The sequence below is a fragment of the Bacillus sp. Nf3 genome, from assembly GCF_003028545.1.
Lineage (GTDB): Bacteria > Bacillota > Bacilli > Bacillales > Bacillaceae > Bacillus > Bacillus safensis.
The window spans coordinates 148,497-173,396 of sequence record NZ_PYUA01000005.1 but is presented as its reverse complement, the minus strand read 5'-3'; the positions used below and the strand labels follow the sequence as shown (position 1 = coordinate 173,396).

General features: G+C 42.6%; 23 protein-coding genes. 6 read left to right on the top strand and 17 right to left on the bottom strand.

Translation table 11 applies throughout. The features are described 5' to 3' along the window. Positions 1–16: 16 nt before the first annotated feature. Positions 17–349, bottom strand: coding sequence for a YckD family protein (locus tag C9414_RS15300; RefSeq protein ID WP_107163982.1), 333 nt, complete (start codon positions 347–349; stop codon positions 17–19). A 181-nt stretch (positions 350–530) separates the two neighbouring features. Here C9414_RS15300 and C9414_RS15295 point away from each other — a divergent pair, with 181 nt between their 5' ends. Both C9414_RS15295 and C9414_RS15290 read left to right on the top strand, forming a co-directional pair. Further along, on the top strand, positions 531–1,403 hold the full coding sequence (locus C9414_RS15295; protein WP_107163970.1) for a transporter substrate-binding domain-containing protein: 873 nt from the start codon (positions 531–533) through the stop codon (positions 1,401–1,403). 12 nt (positions 1,404–1,415) lie between these two features. Beyond that, complete coding sequence (locus tag C9414_RS15290) at positions 1,416–2,093, top strand: amino acid ABC transporter permease (protein ID WP_034283291.1); 678 nt, start codon at positions 1,416–1,418, stop codon at positions 2,091–2,093. Positions 2,094–2,302: 209 nt separating this feature from the next. Here the strand turns inward: C9414_RS15290 and C9414_RS15280 are convergent, their stop codons facing one another. The 5 genes from C9414_RS15280 to C9414_RS15260 all read right to left on the bottom strand — a co-directional run bounded on the left by C9414_RS15280 (position 2,303) and on the right by C9414_RS15260 (position 8,514). Further along, a complete protein-coding gene (locus tag C9414_RS15280; protein ID WP_047202101.1) occupies positions 2,303–3,601 on the bottom strand; it encodes an arsenic transporter in 1,299 nt (432 codons plus the stop codon). A 133-nt stretch (positions 3,602–3,734) separates the two neighbouring features. Next, on the bottom strand, positions 3,735–4,967 hold the full coding sequence (locus C9414_RS15275; RefSeq protein ID WP_107163969.1) for a PucR family transcriptional regulator: 1,233 nt from the start codon (positions 4,965–4,967) through the stop codon (positions 3,735–3,737). A gap of 126 nt (positions 4,968–5,093) precedes the next feature. Continuing rightward, complete coding sequence (gene pruA / locus C9414_RS15270) at positions 5,094–6,641, bottom strand: L-glutamate gamma-semialdehyde dehydrogenase (RefSeq protein WP_047202099.1); 1,548 nt, start codon at positions 6,639–6,641, stop codon at positions 5,094–5,096. Between the two features lie 23 nt (positions 6,642–6,664). Beyond that, the gene (locus tag C9414_RS15265) at positions 6,665–7,582 is read right to left on the bottom strand and encodes a proline dehydrogenase family protein (RefSeq protein WP_047202098.1); all 918 of its coding nucleotides are present in this window, start codon (positions 7,580–7,582) and stop codon (positions 6,665–6,667) included. Positions 7,583–7,743: 161 nt separating this feature from the next. Further along, complete coding sequence (locus C9414_RS15260; protein ID WP_106025717.1) at positions 7,744–8,514, bottom strand: nucleotidyltransferase domain-containing protein; 771 nt, start codon at positions 8,512–8,514, stop codon at positions 7,744–7,746. 92 nt (positions 8,515–8,606) lie between these two features. Between C9414_RS15260 and C9414_RS15255 the strand changes: the two genes are divergently transcribed. Then, a complete protein-coding gene (locus tag C9414_RS15255) occupies positions 8,607–8,921 on the top strand; it encodes a hypothetical protein (protein WP_041088984.1) in 315 nt (104 codons plus the stop codon). A gap of 35 nt (positions 8,922–8,956) precedes the next feature. On the opposite strand, the gene C9414_RS15250 is transcribed toward C9414_RS15255, so the two are convergent. After that, complete coding sequence (locus C9414_RS15250; RefSeq protein WP_107163968.1) at positions 8,957–9,913, bottom strand: acetylxylan esterase; 957 nt, start codon at positions 9,911–9,913, stop codon at positions 8,957–8,959. Between the two features lie 212 nt (positions 9,914–10,125). Between C9414_RS15250 and C9414_RS15245 the strand changes: the two genes are divergently transcribed. Next, the gene (locus C9414_RS15245; RefSeq protein ID WP_107163967.1) at positions 10,126–10,911 is read left to right on the top strand and encodes a carbon-nitrogen family hydrolase; all 786 of its coding nucleotides are present in this window, start codon (positions 10,126–10,128) and stop codon (positions 10,909–10,911) included. A gap of 243 nt (positions 10,912–11,154) precedes the next feature. Here C9414_RS15245 and C9414_RS15240 read toward each other — a convergent pair whose 3' ends face one another. Further along, the gene (locus C9414_RS15240) at positions 11,155–12,072 is read right to left on the bottom strand and encodes a LysR family transcriptional regulator (RefSeq protein WP_080967135.1); all 918 of its coding nucleotides are present in this window, start codon (positions 12,070–12,072) and stop codon (positions 11,155–11,157) included. Between the two features lie 116 nt (positions 12,073–12,188). On the opposite strand from C9414_RS15240, the gene C9414_RS15235 reads away from it, so the two are divergent. After that, positions 12,189–12,962 carry a class I SAM-dependent methyltransferase gene (locus tag C9414_RS15235; RefSeq protein WP_107163966.1) on the top strand — a complete coding sequence of 258 codons (774 nt, stop codon included), beginning with the start codon at positions 12,189–12,191 and terminating at the stop codon, positions 12,960–12,962. A gap of 225 nt (positions 12,963–13,187) precedes the next feature. On the opposite strand, the gene C9414_RS15230 is transcribed toward C9414_RS15235, so the two are convergent. The 5 genes from C9414_RS15230 to C9414_RS15210 all read right to left on the bottom strand — a co-directional run bounded on the left by C9414_RS15230 (position 13,188) and on the right by C9414_RS15210 (position 18,478). Then, positions 13,188–14,564: an MFS transporter gene (locus C9414_RS15230; protein WP_039176363.1), complete on the bottom strand. Its 1,377-nt coding sequence runs from the start codon at positions 14,562–14,564 to the stop codon at positions 13,188–13,190. A 120-nt stretch (positions 14,565–14,684) separates the two neighbouring features. After that, positions 14,685–15,692 (bottom strand): LacI family DNA-binding transcriptional regulator, encoded by a 1,008-nt coding sequence (locus tag C9414_RS15225; protein WP_039176360.1) that lies wholly within the window; start codon positions 15,690–15,692, stop codon positions 14,685–14,687. 77 nt (positions 15,693–15,769) lie between these two features. Next, the gene (locus C9414_RS15220) at positions 15,770–16,717 is read right to left on the bottom strand and encodes a dihydrodipicolinate synthase family protein (RefSeq protein WP_075612341.1); all 948 of its coding nucleotides are present in this window, start codon (positions 16,715–16,717) and stop codon (positions 15,770–15,772) included. Between the two features lie 344 nt (positions 16,718–17,061). Continuing rightward, on the bottom strand, positions 17,062–17,619 hold the full coding sequence (locus C9414_RS15215; protein WP_003214270.1) for a shikimate kinase: 558 nt from the start codon (positions 17,617–17,619) through the stop codon (positions 17,062–17,064). An 85-nt stretch (positions 17,620–17,704) separates the two neighbouring features. Next, positions 17,705–18,478 (bottom strand): IclR family transcriptional regulator, encoded by a 774-nt coding sequence (locus C9414_RS15210; RefSeq protein WP_107163965.1) that lies wholly within the window; start codon positions 18,476–18,478, stop codon positions 17,705–17,707. Positions 18,479–18,626: 148 nt separating this feature from the next. Between C9414_RS15210 and C9414_RS15205 the strand changes: the two genes are divergently transcribed. Next, positions 18,627–19,985, top strand: a complete 1,359-nt coding sequence (locus tag C9414_RS15205; RefSeq protein WP_107163964.1) for a hypothetical protein — start codon at positions 18,627–18,629, stop codon at positions 19,983–19,985. Between the two features lie 44 nt (positions 19,986–20,029). On the opposite strand, the gene C9414_RS15200 is transcribed toward C9414_RS15205, so the two are convergent. The 4 genes from C9414_RS15200 to C9414_RS15185 all read right to left on the bottom strand — a co-directional run bounded on the left by C9414_RS15200 (position 20,030) and on the right by C9414_RS15185 (position 24,880). Continuing rightward, positions 20,030–21,343 (bottom strand): MFS transporter, encoded by a 1,314-nt coding sequence (locus tag C9414_RS15200; RefSeq protein ID WP_039176349.1) that lies wholly within the window; start codon positions 21,341–21,343, stop codon positions 20,030–20,032. A 45-nt stretch (positions 21,344–21,388) separates the two neighbouring features. Continuing rightward, complete coding sequence (locus tag C9414_RS15195; RefSeq protein ID WP_107163963.1) at positions 21,389–22,591, bottom strand: CaiB/BaiF CoA transferase family protein; 1,203 nt, start codon at positions 22,589–22,591, stop codon at positions 21,389–21,391. A 124-nt stretch (positions 22,592–22,715) separates the two neighbouring features. Next, positions 22,716–23,096 carry a cupin domain-containing protein gene (locus C9414_RS15190; protein ID WP_039176346.1) on the bottom strand — a complete coding sequence of 127 codons (381 nt, stop codon included), beginning with the start codon at positions 23,094–23,096 and terminating at the stop codon, positions 22,716–22,718. Between the two features lie 23 nt (positions 23,097–23,119). Beyond that, positions 23,120–24,880 (bottom strand): thiamine pyrophosphate-binding protein, encoded by a 1,761-nt coding sequence (locus C9414_RS15185; protein WP_039176343.1) that lies wholly within the window; start codon positions 24,878–24,880, stop codon positions 23,120–23,122. Positions 24,881–24,900: the final 20 nt, after the last annotated feature.

Sequence of the window (24,900 nt, the reverse complement as noted above, 5' to 3'; positions counted from 1 at the left end):
GCCGGTTTTATCATTATTATGGGCGATGGTTCTGTGGTTTTTTCAGCAATGGAACAAATCCGTTCTTTTTCAAATGATTGTAATGCTCATCCATTCGTTTCGTGATGTGTGTGCCTTGTTCCTTTGTTAACACGCCATACTGTACATATTTTTCAATGACTGCTTTTCGTTTAGAAAGAATTTGCTGCTCAAGGATTTCAATTTGTTTTTGTTGTTCTGCTGTTAATTTCACTTGATGTGTCACCGGGCGCTTTTCCATTTGAGGTGTTTCTCCATGAGCCGTTTCTATCTGAAAACCAAATAACAGCAACATCGACAAGATGATTATCAAACCACTTATTTTTTTCATCATTGTTGTTCCCTCCTTTATTCGCCTTTATTTTGCGCTCACTTTCCTTTTTTATACATTATTTCAACACGCAAATTGCTTATAATATTCTTACTTTTTCACTTTTCTTCTGAAAACGTTGTCCTATCAGAAAAAGCGTGCTATGTTTTGTTTTGTATCAAAAATAGAGGAGGATTCTTAAATGAGTCGTTTTTATCATAAAAAACCTATATGGATCATGCTTGTTGTATCTGCTTGCATCCTTATCATGTCTGCTTGCAGTCAATCAGGCTCATCTCAATCTGGAGACACAAAGTGGAATGAGATTAAAAAGAAAGGGAAAATCGTGGTTGCAACTTCAGGCACCCTTTATCCAACTTCTTATCATGATACTTCTAATGGCAAGGATCAATTAACTGGCTATGAAGTAGAAGTTGTCAAAGAAGCGTTTAAACGTCTTGATGTGAAAGTAGAATTTAAAGAAATGGGTTATGACGGGATGCTGAGCGCCATTAATTCTGGTCAAGTGGATGCCGCTGCAAATGATATCGACATCACAGATGATAGAAAAGACAAGTTTGCCTTTTCAACCCCTTATAAATATTCCTACGGAACGGCTATCGTACGGAAAGATGATTTATCAGGCATTAAAACTTTAAAAGATTTAAAAGGAAAGAAAGCAGCAGGTGCTGCCACGACGATTTACATGGATGTCGCTCGTAAGTACGGTGCAAAGGAAGTCATTTATGATAATGCGACAAACGAGCAATACTTAAAGGATGTTGCAAACGGCCGAACAGATGTCATTTTAAATGATTATTACTTGCAGACACTGGCTCTTGCTGCATTTCCTAAATTAAATATTACGATTCACCCTGACTTGAAATACATGCCGAATGAACAAGGTTTTGTCATGAAGAAGGATAACAAAGAGCTTCAAAAAGAATTGAATCGTGTATTAAGCGACATGAAAAAAGACGGAACAATGAAAAAGATTTCCGAGAAATTCTTTAATCATGCAGACGTCTCAAAGAAAATTGATGCTGATGTCGAAGATGTCGACATTTCCAAATAAGGAGCTGCAATCGTGGGAGATATTCATTTAGAATATATATTTAATCCTGCACTGGCAAAGGCGTCATTTCCGTTTGTCATGAAAGGAATTTGGCTGACGCTGCTCATTTCCTTTGTGAGCATGTTTTTTGGTACCATTCTTGGTTTTTTTATCGCTCTTGCCAGGATGGCGAATTCATGGATTCTTCGGTTGCCTGCACGGCTGTATATCTCATTCATGCGAGGCGTGCCCATTCTGGTCATTTTGTTTATTCTTTATTTTGGGTTCCCTTATATCGGCATTGAGTTTACAGCGGTCACTGCCGCCATTATTGGGTTCAGCTTCAATAGTGCTGCCTATATTGCAGAAATTAATCGGGCGGCCCTCTCCTCTGTTCCAAGTGGACAGGTGGAAGCCGCTAAATCATTAGGTCTCAGCTATTGGCAAACGATGCGCGGTGTCATTTTGCCTCAATCCGTCCGCATCGCCCTGCCACCATTGACCAATGTCATGCTTGATTTAATTAAAGCTTCCTCACTGGCAGCGATGATTACTGTACCAGAGCTCTTCCAACAAGCAAAAATTGTAGGCGGACGAGAATTCGATTATATGACCATGTATATTTTGGTTGCACTCATTTACTGGGGCATTTGCAGTGTCGTCTCATTGCTTCAGGACTTTTTAGAAAAACGCTATGCGAAATATCTGTAGCAAAAAAAGAACAGATCTCATGGATCTGCTCTTAGATTGTTGACAAAGGGCTAAAATGATCTTGATTTTAGCCCTTTGTCTTCCTTTCAACGTGATAGAAAACCTTTGCAGCCCTAGGAAGGGCGAGTACCGGAGCGGAGCGAATTTGACATTCGTGAGCACTGGAGCCCAGACCTGACACCGAATGCGAGGGTTTGACTACACGATGATTAATGAATAAGCCATAACCACACATATAACCCGAGTAAAGTGAGGATCAAGGTTGGGATGGTCAGGATGATTCCGGCTTTCATGTAAGCCCCCCAAGAGATATGGACGCCTTTTTTCTTTAAGACATGAAGCCACAGTAATGTCGCCAATGAGCCGATTGGGGTCATTTTCGGTCCAAGGTTGGAGCCGATGACATTGGCATAAATCAGTCCGTCTCTCATGACACCTACTGTATCTGTATGTCCAATGGCAATCGCATCAATTAAAACGGTCGGCAGATTGTTCATCACAGAGGACAGCACTGCGGCAAGCACACCCATAAACATCGTTCCTGCAAGCAAGCCATGTGATGCCCCTTGCTCGATCCATGACGCCAATATTTCAGTAAGACCAACATTTTTCAGTCCATATACAACGACATACATACCGATCGAGAAAAACACAATGGACCACGGTGCTTCTTTGATCACTCGCTTTGTCGCCACTTGCGGACTTCTTCTCGCCAGCCACAAGAAAGCAAGAGCAATCCCGCCTACAATAATGGACACTGGAACACCGATCAGCTCGCCCGCAAAATAACCAACAAGCAGACAGCCGAGCACATACCAAGACAAACGGAACATACGGATATCTCGAATAGCTGATGCCGGCTCTTTCGCCTGTGACAGATCGTAGGTTTTTGGGATAAGCTTTCGGTAAAACACATACAGAACCAGCATGCTCGCCCCAAGCGACACAAGGTTTGGCACGAACATATTTGCTGTATATTCTAGAAAACCAATATGAAAATAGTCGGCTGATACGATATTGACCAGGTTACTAATGACAAATGGCAAGGAGGTTGTATCTGCAATAAAGCCGCTTGCCATCACAAAAGGCAGCACCATGCGTTCATCCAGCTTCAACGCTCTCACGACAGATAAGACGATTGGGGTCAAAATCAGTGCCGCTCCATCGTTGGCAAAAAAAGCAGCCACAACAGCGCCGAGCAATGTTAAATAAATAAACATGCGGACACCGTTGCCTCTTGCGGCTTTTGCCATATGCAGTGCAGCCCATTCAAAAAAGCCGATCTCATCTAAAATTAACGAAATGATAATAATACCAATAAAAGCAAAGGTGGCGTTCCATACAATTTGCGTAACTTCCCACACATCGCCCAGATGAACGACGCCAAAGGCAAGCGCAAGAATGGCACCCCCACATGCTGACCATCCTATGGTGACACGTCCTGGCTGCCAAATGACAAGGACGAGGGTCATGATGAAAATCAAAATGGCTAAGGTGACTGAACCCAAAGGTGGCCCCCCTTTCATTTTTCTCATAAAATCTTTATCTATCATACAACGAAATACATCAGTTGTATGCCATTTTCGCATTTCATATGAAAATCCGCAGGTGATCCCGTGCACCTGCGGATTCCATCATATATTATTGATCTTTTTTCATCAGCATCAATTCAATAAATAACTCACACCGCTGGCTAAAATGACTTAAGTCGATCGACGTCATGTCAAAAATTTGTTTCATTCGATAGTTTAATGTATTTTGATGAATAAACAACTGCTCCGCTGCTGGCTTTAGCTTGCAGTTATTCAATAAGTAGACTTCAAGCGTTTTTAAAAACGAAGTTTGACTTTCGCGGTCTTTTTCCTTCAAACGTAACAAATCTGGATTGAAGTCGTTTTTCTTTTTTTGATGGCTGTAAATGGAGTCTAAAAACCGGAAGACCCCTAAATTCTCATAATCGTATGGAATCAGTTCTTGTCCTCCAACAATTTTCACTGCCTTGACGACCTCTATCGCTTCAAATCGACTTGTACTCATTTTCATGACATCACGATACTCTCTTCCCATTCCGATATACAAAGGGGAGTGATGCGCATGCGTTTTCGATTGCAGATGTGCGATGACATCAGCGGCAGTCGCTTTCGGTGAGTGCCGATCTGACAGGCTGCCTAATATAACAACGATATCTGCTTGAACCGAATAGACGTGATTCACTTTATCCTCTAGCTGCAAATACGTTCGAATGACATCCTTCACATCTTCTGCCGTCTCACTTTTGTTATCGGCAGCGTGCACGACCATGACGGTAAATACGGCTGGCAGTGGAATGCTTAAGTTCTCAGCCTCCCATTTCAGCTCTTCTTCTGTATAAAAATGATCATCCATGACCTTTTTGAAAAACTCTTCAATCTTGCCTTCCTTTTTCTCAAGCTGTTTCTTATTCTTGTATATCACTTTTCCAACCTGAAAGGAAGCTTCGTGTAAAAATTGCAGCTCTTCCTGAGTAAGGGAATCCTCAATGTCCTGCACCCAAATAAAGCCTACTACCTCTTGTTTATGCTTGGCGCTCACAGCCACCCGCCGATTAAATCCGAGCTCGTCATGACCGCTCACATAAAAAGGCTTTGATTCCGCGAAAAGCCGCTCGATTACCCCTGTTTTCTTTAACCAATCGACCACAGCCCCCGGACATTCCTTGGAGAAAATCGTTTGCTGATTGACTGGGTCAAACTGCTGAATGCTGTAAGAATTATAAGCAAGGAGCTGACACTCTGTGCTTTCTAAAATGACTGGCTTCTTTAAATACCCGCTAATAAATGCAATTAATTTATCAACATCAAAAAATGTATGAAGCTTTTCTAATATCTCTTCCATCCCGATTGCTCCCTGATTAAGTGATACATTTATCATACTTCTTTCCAGTCAGATTTGTATAGAAACAAGTCGCAAGCAGGCAAAAAAAGCATGAACCCATCAGTGCAGGTTCATGCTTTTTCCATATTAAAACATTTCACTAATCGTTTTTGCCTGCATGTGCAGAGCTAGGTAATCTGGACCGCCTGCTTTTGAATCCGTTCCTGACATTTTGAAGCCGCCGAATGGGTGGTAACCAACGATGGCACCTGTGCAGTTACGGTTAAAGTAAAGGTTCCCCACATGGAACTCCTGCTTCGCACGATTGATGTGATCACGATTATTCGTAATGACAGCCCCTGTTAAACCGTATTCTGTGTTATTGGCTACCTCAAGTGCTTCATCAAAGCTTGAGACTTTCGAGAAAGCCAACACTGGTCCAAAGATTTCTTCTTGCATTAAACGGGAAGTCGGCTCAAGATCTGCAAAAATGGTCGGGTGGATAAAGTATCCTTCCGAATCATCACTCGTTCCGCCAGTGACTAAGCGGCCTTCCTGTTTGCCAACCTCGATATAATCCGTGATCTTGTCAAAGGACGCTTGATCAATGACAGGTCCCATGTAAACATCCGCAGAAAGCGGATTGGCTGTTGTTTTCGTTTCTGTGATTTCTTTCACTCGCTCAACCACTTGGTCATACAGCTTCTCATGGACGACTGCCCGCGATCCAGCTGAACATTTTTGACCTGAAAACCCGAAGGCTGATGTGAAAATGGCATTAGCCGCTAATTCAACATCTGCATCCGCATCAACAACTACTGTATCCTTACCGCCCATTTCAGCAATGACACGTTTTAAATGCTGCTGGCCTGGCTGCACTTTTGCCGCACGTTCAAAGATACGTGTCCCTACTTCTCTTGATCCAGTGAATGTAATCAGACTTGTTTTCGGATGATCTACTAAGTAATCCCCAACCTCTGCACCGCTTCCTGGTACAAAGTTGACAACACCCTTTGGAAGACCGGCTTGCTCAAGCTCTTCCACAAAACGGGCTGCAATGACAGGCGTCGCACTTGCTGGTTTTAAAACAACTGTATTTCCAGTGACGATTGGCGCTACTGTTGTTCCTGCCATGATGGCAAATAAGAAGTTCCACGGCGGAATGACGAGCGTCACGCCAGTTGGTGTGTACACATATTGATTGCGTTCCCCTTCGCGGCTGTTCACTGGTTTGCCTTTCGCCAGCTCCAGCATTTGACGAGCGTAATACTCTAGGAAGTCAATCGCTTCTGCTGTATCTGCATCCGCTTCATTCCAAGGCTTACCTGCTTCTTTTACAAGAAGGGCTGAATACTCATGCTTTTTACGGCGAATGCTTGCCGCAGCACGGAATAATACGCCTGCTCTTTCTTCAGGAGACGTATAGCGCCATGTTTCAAATGCTTTCGCTGCTGCTTGAACCGCTTGTTCTGCCTCTTCCTTCCCGGCCTTTGAGACGGTTCCAACCACTTCATCCTTTTTCGCTGGATTGATTGAAACGATCTTGTCTTTCGTTTCAATTCTTTCTCCATTTATCACGAGCGGATAGGTTTGACCAAGTGATTCTGTTACTTTAGCTAATGCTTGTTCAAACGCTTTGCGGTTTTCTTCCTGGCTAAAATCCGTGAATGGTTCATGCTTGTAAGGTGTTGTCATTTTTGTCACGCTCCCGTTTCAAATTATTTTTTCGTCATCCCTTTTAAAGCAAAGGCAATGTTTGCCGGCCGTTCTGCAAGACGTCTCATGTAGTAGCCATACCACTCTCGTCCATACGGAGTATAGACCCTCATTTGATAGCCTTCTTTCACAAGTGCTTGCTGCGTTTCTGATCTCATGCCGTACAGCATTTGAAATTCGAACTGACTTGTCTGTATATTGTGTTTTTTCACAATATTTTTCGTGAACTCAATCATTCGATCGTCATGTGTCGCAATGGCTGTATAGTTCCCTGAGAGCAATTGCTTTTCGATCAGCTTTTGATAATTCTGATCGACGTCTTTTTTGTTTGGATACGCCACTTCGGCGGATTCCTTATAGGCACCCTTTACAAGTCTTAAAAATGGTTGCAGCTTATTTAGGTCATCAAGATCCTTTTCTGTTCTGTACAAATACGCCTGCAAGACCGTACTGACATACTCATATTGAGATTTCATCTCTTTAAAAATGTCCAGCGTTTTTTGACAGCGCTGTTCATCCTCCATATCAATTGTCACCATGATACGGTGTTTCTCTGCCGTATCTAAAATCCTTTTCATATTGCGATACACAAGGTCATCGTCAATATCCAGGCCAAGTGATGTCATTTTGAGTGACACGTGAGAATTGAGTCCCGCCTCTGCAATCCGCTGAATGGTTTGAATACACTCAATCGTCCGTTCATTTGCAATTTCTTCCTTTGTGACAAACTCACCAAGGTGATCAACTGTCACAGCCATTCCTTGGTCATTTAATCGCTTGATCACAGGGATCGCACTCTCAAAGTCCTTCCCTCCGATGATTTTCTTAGATGCAACAGCACTTCCCCAATTACGAGCAATATGGTTCAAGAGACTGCTCTTTGACAAAAACAAGAAGAAATTTCTTGTGACCGACTCCATAAAGGGCACCTCCCACTCTTTGTAAGCTATGTCTTTATTGTAAAGCTCATAAGCTGTCCGCTACAATATTTGAAGATGACAAAAATTCTGACTTTTTTTGTGGTTTTATCACAATAACAGATAAAAAAGAGCCTGCCGCGATCCGGCTGGCTCTTTCCTGCTTACGCCCACACCTCATCAAGGGTAGACTGCAGCAGCTCATTTAATTCTTGCATCAGGTTGTCTTTCGGCTGATTGTAGCTTTTCACCAATTCATCAAATCGCGCGAGCTCTTTGTCGATAAATGGATGGACATAAGCGAGGCGGTTCTCTACATCCATTTCTTCGCCGTCCATTTTACGTTTGAGCAGCTCATGGATTTCCGCTAAAAGCGGTCCTTCCTCCATTAGTTCCTCGAGCAGTTCATGAAAGTCCATCGGCGGAACCGTCCGGTAGCGTTCAATCCACTGACAGGCAAGCAGCGGACGAAGCACATAGAAATACTTCTTGATTCGCACCTGCTCTCCTCGTAAATGCCTGCTTTCATTCCGCTTCGCCATATTGAGGTAATGATACATCAATGCTGCAGGATAAAACGCTTGATCCTTTAATTCTCTTAGCTGCTTTGCCAACGAGAAGGATTCAGCATAGATGATGTCAGAAGACAGCCATTCCATGATGGACGGATTCGATTTATTGAATAAGCGAAGTGCCTTTCTAAGCTCCCAGCCGCTTATATCAAGCATGTCATCAATCGGCCGTTCAATGACATCACGATGCTCTTCCATCGCCCAATACCATTCTTTCCGAGGAACATATAAAAAACGAACATCATAATCACTATCAGTCGAAGGAAATCCCCAAGCTCTGCTGCCTGATTCGACCGCGAGGCAAATCTTGACGTCATACGTTTCTTCTATGATTTTCAGCTCTTCCTTGATTCTCTCTCTCATCATCCATCAACTCTTTCTATAGAATTCTGCATGACTTCTTCATGTTTAGGGAAAATACGAATAAGACATATAAGAAAAAGGAGTTGGATCTCATGTCTATATCTCGCATCATGAAATGGATCACCGGGATTTTTGAAGCCTGTCTTGCCATCCCTGTCATTGGAGGACTATTTGTGATCAGCAATGGCTATACACCGCTCATGGTCATGCTTATTCTGCATATTATCACACTCGTCTTATCGAAGCGAGACCAAGGACCAATGATTGGCAGCATCATTGGGATTATCACATCCTGCCTCGCCTGGATTCCGATACTCGGATTCATCCTGCATATCATCACAGCTCTTGCCCTGATTATCACAGCGTTAGTGCCTGATGAAAAAACGAGGCAGAATACGAGTTATTAAAAAAGAGGCCCTCCTAGAGCGGCCTCTTTGTTCTTTTATTTGAGCAAATGCTTTTGTAAGAAGGCGAGCTTCTCTGTTTGAAAAGCCGGGATATATTCGTGTCCAAAATAGCGATACACCTTTAAGTCTTTATCTGTTTCTAAATGGTTGTATGCCGCAAACACAGTAGATGGCGGGGTTATTTTGTCAATCAGCCCGATCGCCATCAATGTTGGCTGTTTGACCCATCCAGCTAAATTGATTAGATCAAAATAGCTTAATGTCTCAAATGCCTTTTCTTCCACTTTCGGATCACTATTTCTTCGAAAGTATGAATTGATTTCTAAATAAGGCTGCTCCAATGCAACGTCCACTGCACGCTCGAAGTTTGATAAATAAGGGTAATCTGCCACGACGGCCTTCGGAATATCTGAAAGGGCTGCAGCTGCAACCGCTAATGCACCTCCCTGGCTCCCACCAATCACGCCGATCCGTTGTTTATCCACTTCCGGGAAGGACTGAATGACTTCGAGTGCACGAACCGCATCTAAATAAACACCGCGATAATAGTAGGTCTCCTTTGATAAAATGCCTTTTGTCATCCACCCTAAAGCGTGACCGCCTGGTGTCACTGCCTGATCTTCACTGCCGCCTTGACCGCGGACGAGCATACCAAATGTTGCATAGCCGTGCAGCGCCCAGTTGACGATGTCGTGAATGCCGCCGTCATAGCTGGCATTATAGCCATGATAACGAACGAGCGCTGGGTGCGGACCTGATTGATCTGGTACCGCGTACCAGCCTTCAATACGAGAATGATCAAAGCTTTGATACGCCAGGCGGTACACCTTGACGCCTTTCACTGGATAGTCATAAGGTTCAAGTGTTGGCTTTGCCTCCACTTGGCGCAGTTTTTCGAGCGATTTCTTCCAAAAGTCTGAGAAATCAGGACGTGCTGTTTTCTTTGGTTTATATTTTTTTAGCTCTTCTAGTGATAAATCGAACAATTGCATATCATACTATTCCCCTTTGTTTTATTAGTTATGAGTATCATACCACTCATTTCTTGATTGAGAAAGTCATTTAACAAAACCTTCTGACATTTCTATTGGCAAAGATGATGGAAACCTTTATGATAAAGAAACTGGCCTTGAAGACTAGAATAAACCATTACATACATTCATGGATGTACCCATGATATATAGCGAATAAAGGAGGAACCCGTATGAAAATCGCCCTTGTCCAAATGGACGTACAAATTGGAGAACCTGAAGTGAATTTTAAAAAAGCAGAAGCGTTTTTAGCAGAAGCGGTCCGCGAGCAGCCGGATCTGATCATTTTACCCGAAATGTGGAATACCGGCTACGCCCTTGAACAAGCCGATCAGCTTGCGGATGTAAACGGTGAACACACAAAACAGCTCTTCTCCTCCTTTGCCCGCAAGCACCAAGTGTATCTCATCGCAGGCAGTGTGTTAAATAAGCGGACAGAAGATGAAAACATTACCAATACAATGTATGTCTTTAACCGCCAAGGTGAGCTTGTGTTAGATTATGATAAAATTCATTTATTCCGCTTAATGGATGAGCACAATTATTTAACCGCTGGTGATCAGCTTGGTTTATTTGACTATAGCGAAGATGTAACGATTGGTGCGATGATTTGCTATGACCTCCGCTTTCCGCAGCTTTCCAGAACACTTGTGAACAAAGGAGCGAAGGTGCTCGTCAATACGGCGCAATGGCCGTCAGCAAGAGTGGACCATTGGCGCAACCTGCTCATCGCAAGAGCGATTGAAAACCAGTCATTTATGATTGCTGTAAACAGAACAGGCACAAGCAGAGACACAGAATTCCCTGGACACTCCATGGTGATTGACCCACTCGGCCGCATACTGCTTGAAACACGCGATGACGAAGACATTTATTATGCGGAAATTGATCTTCAGCTAGTGGATGAAGTCAGGCAGCAAATTCCGGTTATGACGGATCAGCGTCTGGACTTATATTAAAAAGCAGGGTGCTCCCCTGCTTTCAGCGTGTAGACAAACCCTCGCATTCTTTGTCAGGTCTGCGCGCCGGTACTCACGAATGTCCAATTCGCTCCGTTCCGGTGCTCGTCCTTCCTAGACTGCAAAGGTTTTCTATCACGCTGAAAAGAAGACAAAGGGCTAAAATCTAGATCATTTTAGCCCTTTGTCACCAATCTTAAAGCAGGGTGCTCCCCTGCTTTTTGCGTTTAATTAAACGTTTGTTTAAGCTTTCCCTTGATTCTGATAAAGGTCCATGAAGGCTTGAGCGGCTTTCGTTAAATACCTTTCTTCCACATATGCAAACACAAGTGTGCGGGTTGGGCATGAATCAATTTGCAAATAAGTGACTTGGTTCCTATCCACTTGTGCCATCATTTTCGGCACAACGGTCACCCCTAGTTCGTTTTTGACCATTGCCTGTGCTGTTTGAATATGACTTGTTTCAAAAGCCACTTTTGGCTGAAAACCATGATGACAGCACAGTTCAGTGACCACTTGCCGAAAACCGTATCCCTCTTTCAGCAAAATAAATGGGATACCTTCAAGAAGCCGAAAGGGAACGATTTCGTGACCGGTCTCTTTTTGCCCTGCTTGCTCAATGATCTCGTTCAATTCCTCTGATAACCAGGGCTGAGCAGCTTGCGGAACTGCAAGAAGGAGCGGCTCGGTCAGCATTTGTTTCGTTTTCAATGATTCGTGCTCGACAGGCATCGATAAAATAGCCAAATCCAGCTTTCCAGCCAATAGAAGTTTTTCGAGCTCACGTGGAGACTCTTCTATCAGTTGAACGTGAACATGAGGATACGTTTGACAAAAAGTTTTTAATAAACCGGGCAAGACATATCCCCCTGTGACTGCTGGCGCTCCAATGTTCAGCTCTTTCCCGATTTCATAAGCTGCTTCTCCCATTTCACGCAGCAAATCATCTCTTTCCTTCAAAATATTCTCAGCCCTTTTAATGAATCGTCTCCCTTGAGGTGTGGGCGTTACTTGTCCATATTTTCGAATAAATAGTGCTGTGTCTAATTCCTCTTCCAGCTTCTTTATTTGCTGGCTTAGAGAAGGCTGTGCAATGTGAAGTTGACCCGCTGCTTTTGTAAAACTTTGCTGCCGGTACACTTCAATGACATATTCCATCAGTCGTATATCCACTTTCATCACCTCATAGGCTTTAACTATTCATGCCATATCTTTTATGTCTTAGACAAATAACAGAAGGAATTCTACGATAAAGAGACCACAAAGGGGGAAAAGAAATGAATCCATATGCTAAAGCAGAGAACCAATTCTCACAAAATGCCGAGAACTATCGAGATTCACCTATATTTGCAGCTGGAGAAGAGCTGGAATGGATGAAAACAACAGCAAATGCGAAGGGACATGAGCATTTACTTGATATTGGCTGTGCGGCAGGACATACCGTTTTTTCCTTTTCAGACGTTATCTCTAAAGGGATCGGCATAGATGTCACACAAAAAATGATCGAGGTTGCAGCAGCACTTGTGGAAGAACGCCAACTGAACCACATTACTTTTGAGCAGGCAGCCGCAGAAGCATTGCCCTTCTCTAATGAATCATTTGATTTAGTGACGTGCCGATTTGCCGCTCACCATTTTCCAGACCTTCCGGCAGCCATGTCTGAAATCAGCCGAGTCTTAAAAAAAGGCGGCCAATTTCTGCTCGTCGATCATTATGCACCTGAAAACACTGAACAGGATTCATTTATTAATCACTTAAATAGACTGAGAGACCCTTCTCATGTGCGAGAAAGCTCGTTATCAGAATGGAAAGAGCTTTTCGCAGCAAACCAATTGACTCAAAACGAGATTCGTTACTGGGATCTGCACATTGATTATCAGGACTGGATTATACGTGGACGCACACCAGAGAACGTTCAAAAGGAAATCATTTCCCACCTTCAAGCCGCAGACCCTGACACAAAGCAGCTGTTTCAGCTTCAATTCGATGAACAGCATCAGCCCATTTCTTTCTGTTTAAAAGCTGCATTGCTTCAAGGAATCAAGCATTAAACTGATAGAAAAAGTCTACCATCGTCGGTAGACTTCTTTATTTCAAATATACATCTTGACAGGTATTGCTTTTTACGTTCGTGACACGTCCCTTCTCACGACAAGGAGAGCTACATCATGTTTCTATTATATGATAAATGAACGGAGATAGGTTAGGCATTTTAGATTCTCTGAATAAAAAAGAACCTACCCTCTTTGGAATAAGTTCTTTACTGCAAACGTAACTTACGGTGCAATATCCTCTAATACTTTCTCGCGCGTTTCTATCATTTTAAAAGCAAGAATTGCTCCCACTACAGTCACACTTGCAAAAAGAATAAAAATAGTTGAAACACCGCTTACCTCTAAAATAAAACCTATCATAATAGGAGCGATCGCTGAGGCCAGCCTAAGCCACGCTGTAGCAAATGCCGTTCCAATCACCCTCATACGTGTTGGATAAATTTCAGGTGTATATAGATAGAGAAGAACTGTAATTGTTCCCATCATTCCGTAAGCAGCAGACCCTAAATAGATGACGCTTTCTGGAGAAGTCGCTCCGCTGATCCATAAAGCCGTTAATAAAACACCTGTTAATACAAATGCAATGGTTGCCCAGCGCTTCCGTCCTACTTTATCAATTAAAAATGCACAAGCGAATACCCCTATGGTCTGTAAAATATTTGTGAGAGATGCTGCCCTTAATGAATCTCCGACTGGCAAATGGTAAACAGTATTATAAAGACTCGGTAACCAGTTATTTAAACCATTCGATACAAAGTAGGCAGAAAACCATAGTCCCCATACGATCAATGTTCTCTTACGGTAAAAAGTTGAAAATAGCTCTTTCCAGTCGCCCTTTTCAGTACTGCTGGATACTTGATTTGCGACAGGCATTCGTTTGTCAGTACTAGCTTCAATTTCTTCAATAATTCTTTCGGCTTCATCTAACCTGCCTTTCGAAATAAGCCACCTTGGCGATTCACGCAGCATGAAAAAGAATACAAAGACGATTAAACCTCCAATGCCTCCAATCAAGAACATCCATTTCCACCCAAAGCTAGGTACGACAAATGCGCCAATTTGAGCTGAGATCATTAATCCTAATGGAAAAATCATCTCATAAAGCATAAAAAATCTACCTCTTCCTTGGGCTCTGGACAACTCATTAATATATGAGGCTGCTACCGGCACCTCTCCTCCAACTCCAATTCCTTGTATAAAACGGAAAATAAAAAGGGCCATAAAATTACCTGAAAATACACATGCGATACTCATAATAGACATGAGGAACACCGTCCACTTTGCACTAAATACACGGCCGCGCCTTTCTGCTAACCATCCAAAGAAAATAGCACCAATCGCTTGTCCGATATAACCAGACCCAATAAGAAGGCCAATTTGAGCAGGTGACAAATTCCACATTCCGATGAGAACCGGGAGAACAAACGCTAAAGATAGCGCATCAAAAGCATCAAAAAAGGTAGCAGATCCCATAATGATCCGAGGTTTTAAATGCCACCTCGAAAAAGGTACACTTTCCATCCTAGTCAATAGTTGTGAAGCTCTATCAACAACTTGCCCACCGTGAGAATTTGAATTTCCGCTGAGTTCTAACGTCATAGTATCTCCTCCTTATTAGAGGAAATGATGCAAAAGTACATGCCGAAGATCGCCAAAGAAATCGCTTACATTTTAAATCAAGAGAATTTCTGTAGCGTTCATACGAGTTTTCAGCATCTATCAATTCTTTTTTGGCGTTCCAGTGGTGCCACGATCTATATAATACATAGGGAAGATATGCTCCATCGCTTCTAACTGTTCTCCTTCCAATAACTGTGTTAGTAAAGAAACAGCTTTTCTTCCCATTCCAACTAAATCAACATGAACAGAAGATAAAGAAGGGGTTAGAAAACTTGCAATAGGCACATCATCAGCACCAACGACAGACAAATCATGAGGTATTGACACATTTGCGTTATCTGCCGCTTTCATGACCCCCATCGCCAAAAAATCTGAAGAGCAAACAACTCCAGTCATGTGCTGGTTTCCTTGAAGAAATTGAGAAACCACTTCTACTACTTTTCCCCCATCAAATTCATCTAACTCAAACACAAGCTCTTTGTTCATTGTTAATCCTAAACTTTTCAGTGTACGCTCGTACCCCTTGTAATACCTCACACTATGCATCGAACTCATTGGACCATTGACCAGCCCAATGGTTCGATGACCTTTATCAAATAAGGCCGTTACAGATTGACAAACACCTTCTTCATCATCTGGCCTGACACATGGAAATGGAGAATCCTCTAAGTAACTTCCGACAACGATAATGGGAATAGCCAAACTTTTTAACCAATCCATGCTCAATTCTTCATTTCTTGGAGAAAATAAAATGGCACCATCTACAGCCTGCGTCTCAAGTAATCGCTGCTGTTGTACAGATGTAAATGACATCAGCATATTGAATTCGGTCTCATCTAATTCCTTCGCTATTCCATCTAAAATCGTTGAAAAAAATGGATTATTCAAAATATATGAACCGCGGGGAACCACTACAGCGATATTCCCAGTCTTTCTTTTAACGAGCCCTCTCGCTCCTAAATTAGGACGGTAGCCTAACTCATCAATCACTTGTTTGATTCTTTCAGCCGTTTGAGCACCTACTCCTGGTTTACCACTTAATACTCGGGAAACAGAGGCTATAGATACTCCTGCTTTCAATGCGACATCTTTAATACTTACTGACACATTTCATACCTCCGGGAGTCTGTTGTTTTATACTCTATTATAACCTGACTCACCTTCATCATGAAATCAATGGTCTGTTATCTACTGACGTTTTCCTTAAGCAAACCAACACTTTGAAGGCCCTGACGAATCTCTTCTTTTTCCTTTTGAGTTAAAGGTAATACCGGCTTCCTCGCAAGCGAACTGCTGATCAAACCTCTCTGGAACATCGCTTCCTTCATTCGCAGATGAGAGGTAGAGGAAGGTTCATCCATTTTATACACAGCATGCTTTAATTCAAAGATTCTATCGTACACTTTATTAGCCGCTGCAAGGTCTTGTTCTTCCACACATTTGACAAGTTCAGCGATCAAATCCGGCACAAAACAGCCGAAACCGACAAGCGCCCCATCTATCCCTTGAACTAATGTTGGCAATAAATATTCATCGTGACATGTGAGCAACGATACATCTGGTGCATGCTTTTTTAGTGCGCGCACATCGACTTCATATTGTGCCATGTCTCTTTGACCGATTTTAAATGAGACAACGTTTGGAATCTCGGACATTTCTAATAATTGACTGGTTGTATAAGAGGTTTTTGTCCATGTTGGATATTGATGGACGATGATTGAAATGTCAATTGCTTCTGCAACATCTTTAAAGAATTGGACAGGTGATTCAGGCTGCATACCGAATCTCAGCCATGAATGCGGCGGCATGAGAAGAATACCTTCTCCGCCAGCTTCTTGAACTGCTTTTGCATGCTGGATCGCTTCAATTGTCCCTTCAGCTGAAACCCCAGAAATGACAGGTACCTCTCCCTTTAATTCGTCGGCTGCAATGCGCACAGCCTCAGCTCGTTCATGTGGCAGCAAAGTCATAATCTCGCCAGTATGTCCATTGACAACAATCCCGTTAATCCCTTCGTGCTCCGCCACCCAGCGAACAAGCTTACGAAAAGCAGGTTCATCAATTGAATAGTCATCTTTAAAAGGAATTAAGACTGCCGGGAATACACCGCTCCATTTTTCTTTATTTTTCATTAACAAATTCCTCCCCATTCGATTATAGTAAACGTTTACGGTAAGCGTTTACGTAAACAATCATAGAATGTCATCAGCAAAGATGTCAACACTGTTTTTTTAATATTATAATAATTCAAAAAACTATTACGGAATTTTAGATACTATTTTATTTTTTCAAAAAAGAAAAAGATCTATATCAAAAACCTCATCATCATGAACTGATTGAAGTAGGATCACCGCTTTTTCCGAACGGCCATACACCAAATAAAGGATAAAAATATTTTGATTGTCAAAACATCATCATATGTGCAAAAGGGAAAGGAATCAATAGAAAAAAGTCTACCCTAAACGGTAGACTTTTTTTATTTCGAATATAAATCCCAGCCAAGCTTGAGTGTGTCCACAATATAATTGGCGACTTCCTCAGCCTCTAAATGATCTGTTTCCACTCTGGAGTTATGAAGAGAATAAATTTCCCGGCGTTCTTCAAACAGCTCTTTCATCTCATCAAGCGTCCGGTTGTGAAGAACAGGACGGTTTTCAATTAAAATATCCAGCCGCTGCTTCCAATTCTCCCAAGACAGATCAAGGAAAAGAACGGTACAATGCTTCAAGCAGGCGCGTTTGATTTCTTCCTGTTTGAATGCACCGCCTCCAAGGGAAACGATCTTGAGCTGTGTATGTTCACATAAATCGACGATATAATCCTTTTCAGCCTGCCTGAAGAATGCTTCTCCTTTTTGTTGAAACATCTCTGGAATCGTCATGTTGTACTTTTTCTCAATCTCCTGATCGACATCAATAAAATCTCTATATAGCTTTTTGGCAACCAACTGCCCAATGGTTGTTTTTCCAACACCCATAAAGCCAATGAGGACAATATTCCGCTGTCTTACAGGAATTTCTCTATTGATTTTCATGGTCGTGACACGTCCTCCCTACGACAAGGAATGCTACATAATGTTTCTATTATATGATAAATGGAGCGCGAAAAGATAGGCAATCTTAAAAATTGTGTTTGACGACGTAGCCGAGCTGTTCAGAAAGCCTCTGTGCCTGTTCTTTCACTTTTTGCTGCAGCTGGGGAATGATTTCTTCAGTAAACCGGTGGGTTGGACCAGATATGGATAAACAAGCTTTCACTTCCCCATGAATATTAAAGATTGGTGCCGCTACTGCCGCAGATCCTACCTCTCGTTCATCGATACTGCAAGAAGTATACGTGTCAAGAATATGTTTACGTTCCTTTTTCCAGTCGTCTCCCATCACATGATCAGCCTCAGCCGCAAATACTTTTTGTTGAAATTCTTCACTTTGAAATGCCAATAATACCTTTCCGCCTGCACCTGCGTATAATGGAAGCTTCTCACCAATCTTGACAAGATGCCGAATCGATTGCAGCCCTTCCGCTTGTTCAATACAAACCCTGCTTGTTGAATCGAGTACATACAGGTTGACGGTTTCCTTTGTTTCATCACGAAGTGCGTACATGAGTGGTTTAGCCAGTTCTCTCAATTGAATGGACTTCCCTGCAATGTATCCGAGAAGATAAAGCCTTTGACCCAATCGGTATTTCATTGTTTCTTGATTCTTTTCCACAAAATGATTCATTTCAAGTGCCTTGAGCAGTCTCGTTGTCGTAGACATTGCTAAATTCATCTCTTTTGAAATATCCGTTAGCGTCAGCTCTTGACGTTCTTCACTAAAACAAGAAAGAATATCCAAAGCGCGCTGAACCGTACGCAGTCCTGATTCTTCTTTTGACTTCTTATCAGCCATGTTCACTTTCTCCTTTTCCCCTTTGATTTCTTATCGACATAAACGATCGATTTTGCTATAATCCATTTTAAATGTTCCACTAAAAGAAAACAAATTCTACTAGACGGAATAAAATCAATTGAAGATGTTTGATGGAGGAGATATTTGAATGTACCTGGTCGTTTTTACACTTCTGATTAGCTTATATATTGTTCATCAACTATTTCCTGCTCCCATACTCTCCTACTTTGTTGGTCTGCTGGCCGCTATCTCGCTCACCATTTCTTTTAAGAAAGCAAGTGGGCTTTATTTGAAAACAGGTGCTGTGTTTCTCATCATTGGTTTGTTCTTATTCTTCTTGTCCGGCCAGCCATTGCATACGTTTGTTCTTCACTTTCATTCCATGCTAGGCTTGCTTTCTTTGTTTTTCATGCTGCCTTTTATTCATTCTCTCATACATGTTGGACATTTCGATACACAATTAAATAAACTGCTCACACTGCATACAACGAGTCCAAACCAGCTTTATCGCAAGAGTTCATTTGTCACTCATATTCTTGGCATGTTTTTAAATATCGCGACGATCCCCTTACTATATACATCACTCAAACCGTCGCTGGAATCCCTAAAAAAACAGGTGCAGCAACATCTTTATACACGCAATCTCTTAAGGTCATATGCATTATGTTTAAGCTGGAGTCCTGTTGAAGTGCTAGTCAGCGTCACCATTGATGCAACCAAACTAAAATATTATCAAATTGCACCCATTACTTTTGGTTTAATGATCGTGGTGCTGGCGGCAGATTGGATGCTTTTTTCTCGGCAAAGCAAACGATTACCAAACATCATTCAGTCAGCACAAACAAACTCCAACCCTCATCGAATTAAGCGAAAAACCCTTCAGCTCTCTTTCATGCTGCTGAGTTTTATGACAGCCGTCTCACTTGTCGATGCATGGATTGGAAAAGGCTATTTATTCGCTGTGGTACTGACGATTATTCCATTTGCTCTATTATTCTCATCTGTTATCAAAAAAAGAAAACAATATATAGCGGTCTCTGTGCCTCATTGGAAAGAAAGAACCAATCAGCTCTCCAACTATATGTGTCTATTTTTAAGTGCCGGCTTCTTTGTCGATATGCTGCTTGCCACAAACAGTATGCAGCCGATTCAAGCATTTATTGTCAGTATAGCAGACCATGCCATTTGGGTTTATTGTGTCATCGGGTTGTATTTTCTGATCACCGCTCTTTGCGGTTTTCACCCGCTCGTCTCGCTTGCTTTATTAGTCAGCATGATGACACCTGTCATTCATGAACTGCCTGCTCTTCCCATTGCTATCATGCTGATCGTTGCTGGCACATCAACTGTTATGTTTAGCCCTTTTAATGTTTCTGTCTCCTTATTGGCAGATTTGATGAAGGTCAACCCTTACCGTATCACTCGGTGGAATATTTGGTTTGCTGGCTTTTATATCATCATGGGTATCACATGTGCAACAGTTATCACCGTTATTTTTTATTCATAAAAAAAGAGAACTCGTCTTGATATGAGTTCTCTTTTGCTTTCCCGCTACGGTTTTAATTGAATACGTTCAATTTTACCTACGATGAAAATGTACGACAATGCCCCGCCTAATGCGACTAAACTGACGAATAAAATTCCCCCGTTGTAAGAGCCTGTCGCCGACACGATGAATCCGATAATCAGCGGAGTGATGATTCCAGCTAAATTAGCAAAAAAGTTAAATACGCCGCCAGCAAGCCCAACCATTTCCCTCGGTGCCACCTCGGACAGCATCGTCCAAGAGATATTAGACAGTCCTTGCGCAAATGAAGCGATGGATAAAATGGTCAGCACAAGCGGGATATTCGTTGTAAAGTTTGCTAAAACAATGGTACTCGTCATCAGCAAGCCAACCACTACCGGCAGCTTTCTCGCTACATTCACTGATACGCCCTTTTTAAGCAGCCAATCAGACACATAACCTCCAAACAAGACCCCAAAGAATGCAGCAATATAAGGAAGAGAAGCAGCAAAACCTACCTTGAGAAACGCCATGTTTTTCGCCTCTGCTAAATAGGTCGGAAACCATGTTAAAAAGAAAAAAAGTGTAGACGCAACAGAGAATTGGCCAATATAGAGCCCGATCAATTTACGATATTTCAGAAGCGCGGCAAAGTCTGCCCATTTCAGCTTCTCCTGTGATGCGACGGTCAGCCCTTCGCCTTGCCGGATTAATTCTAACTCATCTTCATTTATCTTCGGATGCTCTTTCGGTTCGTGATAATACTTGTACCAAAAGAAAGCAAATATGATACCGAGCGCACCTGCCGTAATAAAGACGGTTCTCCAATCGAAAGTCGTCATGATCCAAAAAAGAAGAGGTGTCGCAAATGCAAGACCCACATACTCTCCAGCTGTGTATACTCCTGTTGCAAAAGCCCGTTCCCGCCTTGGAAACCATGTAGTGACAATACGATTATTTGCAGGAAATGCGGGAGATTCTGTAATCCCAATAAACAAACGGCAGCCAAATAAAAAGGCAAAGCTGTTCGCAAACGCTTGTAAGCCTGTAAAAATAGACCAAGTAACGAGTGATATCCCATACGTTACCTTTGAGCCAAATTTATCGAGAATAAAACCGCCTGGAATTTGCATCGCTGTATATGTCCAGCTAAATGCCGAAAAAATCAGACCTAATAAAGCAGGATTTAATTGCAATGAAGATTGAATAGCAGGCGCAACAATGGACACACTGGCTCGATCAATATAATTAATAGCGGTAATAAAAAACAACAGAATCAATATGCCAAAACGGGCTTTCGTTGGTTTCACATATGCGGGCTGCAATTCATTCCCCTTCAGTTCTGAATGCACTTTCATAACCATCCTCCTTTGTTTCCGCAGCGTGCGGTTCGGTTGAACGTCTTAAATAACCCCTTTTTCTTCTAACTGCTTACACTCTTCTTCTGTTAAGCCAAGCATATTTGTTAAAATCTCATAATTATGTTCGCCTAAATCAGGTGCAATGTGACGGATACTTCCAGGTGTTTTTTCAAACTTCGGAATGATCCCAGGCACCTTCATTTTTCCAAGTCGAGGGTGATGCACTTCGACGATATTCTCTCTTGCTTTAAATTGTGGATGTTCAAAAATATCCCGAATACTTAAGATCGGGCTCACAGGGACACCGTGAGTATCTAGAATTTCTAATACGTCATCCCTTGTTTTCGACGCGATCCATTGCGAAACAATCGCATCCATTTCTTTGTTATGCTTCAGCCTGGATGCATTAACCGCGAATTTTTCATTCTCTAATAAATCTAATCGATTCATCGCCTCAGCCAATCGATTGAAGGTCGAATCTGTACTTGTTACAAGAACCAAATAATGCCCATCCTTTGTCTCATAGGTTCCAGCAGGGCTTGAATGACCACTTAGCCCCGGTGAACGCTCACGCACCTTCCCAAGCTTGTCATATTCTGCAACCAAAAACTCAAACATACGAAACACAGATTCATAGAGGGCCAAATCCACCATTTGCCCCGTTCCTTCTGGATGTGTATCCCTGTAATACATCGCTGTCACAGTAGCAAATGCCACATAGATGCCAGCAATATAATCAGTTAGAGAAAATGAAGGGCTGACTGGATGCCGGTCTGGAAACCCTTGAATATATGTAAAGCCGCTAAACGCCGTCGCTGGCGTTCCAAATCCGGCCTTGTCCTTAAACGGGCCCGTTTGACCATAACCCGATACACGAATCATAATTAAACGAGGGTTGATTTCTTTTAACACATCATACCCAACGCCCCATTTTTCGAGTGTTCCAGGACGGAAATTTTCGATCAGTACATCGACCTGAGCTGCAAGCTTTTTAAAAATGTCTTTTGCTTCGTCTTTGTGCAGATCCAGTGTAAGGGATTTTTTATTCCGTGAGAGACCTGACCATCTAAGTGGTTCCCCATCTGCAAAAGGGCCGACATGCCGCAGCGTATCGCCTTTACCAGGAATCTCGACTTTGATGACTTCTGCTCCAAAATCCCCTAGAAGCACCGCGCCATAGGGTGCAGCGATCATTGTAGAGACGTCTAATATTTTTATTCCTTCGAGCGGTGTATTCATATTCATTGCTTGACTCCCTTTCATTCAAGTGATGAAGGGCTAAAATCATTTCTAATTTAGCCCTTTTCATCTTTCTGATTGACCCGTAAGGCCCTGATGATTCAAAAGCAGGGCTCACCGGTGCAGGTTTTTAATCCTTCGGAAGCTGCCCTTGCGGCGTGTAGAGCCAAATGAGCCATAAAGGTTCATCGCCTGTATTCACATGCTGGTGCGGGACACCGTCAGGAATGAACATAAAATCATTTTGTTTAAAGGGCTGCCTTTCTCCATCACAAATGACTTCGCCGGACCCTTTAATCACAAAATCAAATTCCTCTGAACCCGGGTGATTGTGCACTGAACTTGCTTCCCCTGGTTCAAAAATGGTGAGACCCGCCATCATATGTTCTGATCCAACGGTATCTGGTGTAATCGTTTGAAATACCTTTCGAATCATTTGTTCCTCTGGACGATCTAAGCCTAACCATAATGGGTTCCCATCTTGAAACGGATTCAATACTTTAATTTTCATTGTTGATTCCTCCCTAGTAATGTTTAGTTCACACTGACATGTGAGCGTTTTGTATTTGGTGAATAAATGTCATTAATATTCCAATGTCCATCCGTAGGAACAGGATCATTTTTCATCGCTACATCAATGACGCAAGGCTCCTGAGAGGCAATGGCTTCAGCCAAAGCTTCTTTGAATTCAGACGCAGAAGTGATTTTAATCCCCTTCATTCCATAACCTCTCGCAATGGCAGCAAAATCCGGAGAATAGCTTTCTCCACCTTTTCTAAAAACAGTGCCGTACGTTGTTTCATAGTGCGCCATTTGCAAGCCGGCTATTGTGCCAAACGCACTGTTATTCATCACAATCCACACAACAGGAATGTTTTCTTCAACGGCTGTTGCAAGAACGGATGGATTTTGACCAAATCCGCCGTCTCCAACAAGTGACACTACGACACGGTCAGGCTGGGCAATCTTTGCTCCAAGTGCAGCGGGAGCGCCAAATCCCATCGTCGCAAAACCACCTGGCGTTAAAATGGTCCCAGGAGTCAATACAGGAAATTGCTGTCCTACCCCATTTTTATTCCAGCCAACATCTGTTGTAATGAAAGCATCTGGCGGCAACACTTCCCGCACTTCCTGCAAAATACGCTGCGGTTTCATTGGGAAAGACTCGTCTTGAATATTCGTCAAATTGCTCTTTTGAAATTCCTCACGATATGCCGCAATGTCCTTTTTCAGTTCAGGGCGATCGATACCTTCTGGCAGCCTTTCTTTCGCCACGCGATTGAGTACGGTCAGTGCCTGCTTGAGATCGGCTACCGCTCCAATTTCAACAGGGTAGTTCCGGCCAATTTCATTCGGATCAATGTCAATATGAATGAGCTTGGTTGATTGGAAATTGAACGTATACTCCGATTCCCACGAGCTCGCATCAGCTTCAGCAAAACGGGTCCCTAAAGCCAATATATAGTCCGCCTCTTTACACTGATCATTAATAAATTTTGTCCCCCAAAACCCCGTCATTCCAAGGGTCATTGGGTGATCATCCGGCATGGCTCCTTTCCCCATCAAAGAATGAGCAACAGGGATACTTAGATGGTCAGAAAATGCCTTTAATTCTTCAGCTGCATCAGCTAATAAAATGCCTCCCCCTACATATAAGAGCGGCCTTTCTGCCTGCAGCAATCGGTCTAATATCCGATTGGCCGTTTGATCATCAATAGAAGGTTTTTCAATGGTGTGTGTATGATGGTTCATTTGTTCAAACAGGGACACATCTAGGTCTTTTGAGAACACGTCCATTGGAACAGAAATAAGCACCGGGCCAGGACGGCCGCTTTCAGCTAACTGAAATGCTTTTGATAAAATCTCTGGAAACAATTCTGGAATATCGACTCGCCATGCTCTTTTCACAAACGGCCGGTAAATTTCGTATTGAGAGGCATCGGAATGAAGATTAATCTCTTGATGTGGGTGCTTTCCATAGTAATGACTTGGGACATCTCCTGCAATGACAACCATCGGAATGGAATCAAGTGCTGCATTCGCTACCCCTGTTGCCGCATTGGTGAGTCCAGGACCTAGATGACTGAGAACAACAGCCGTCTGTTTCTTTGCTCGCGCATAACCATCTGCTGCATGTGCTGCTATCTGTTCATGTCTGACATTTACAAATTGAATCGAGCTTTTTTCAAGCGCTGATAAAAAAGCAATATTCGTATGACCGCATAGACCGAAAATATGCTCGACTCCCCGATTTTCTAAGTACTGAATAACCTGTGTAGAAATATTCTTCTTCATGTTTCTCTCCTCTCACGGTG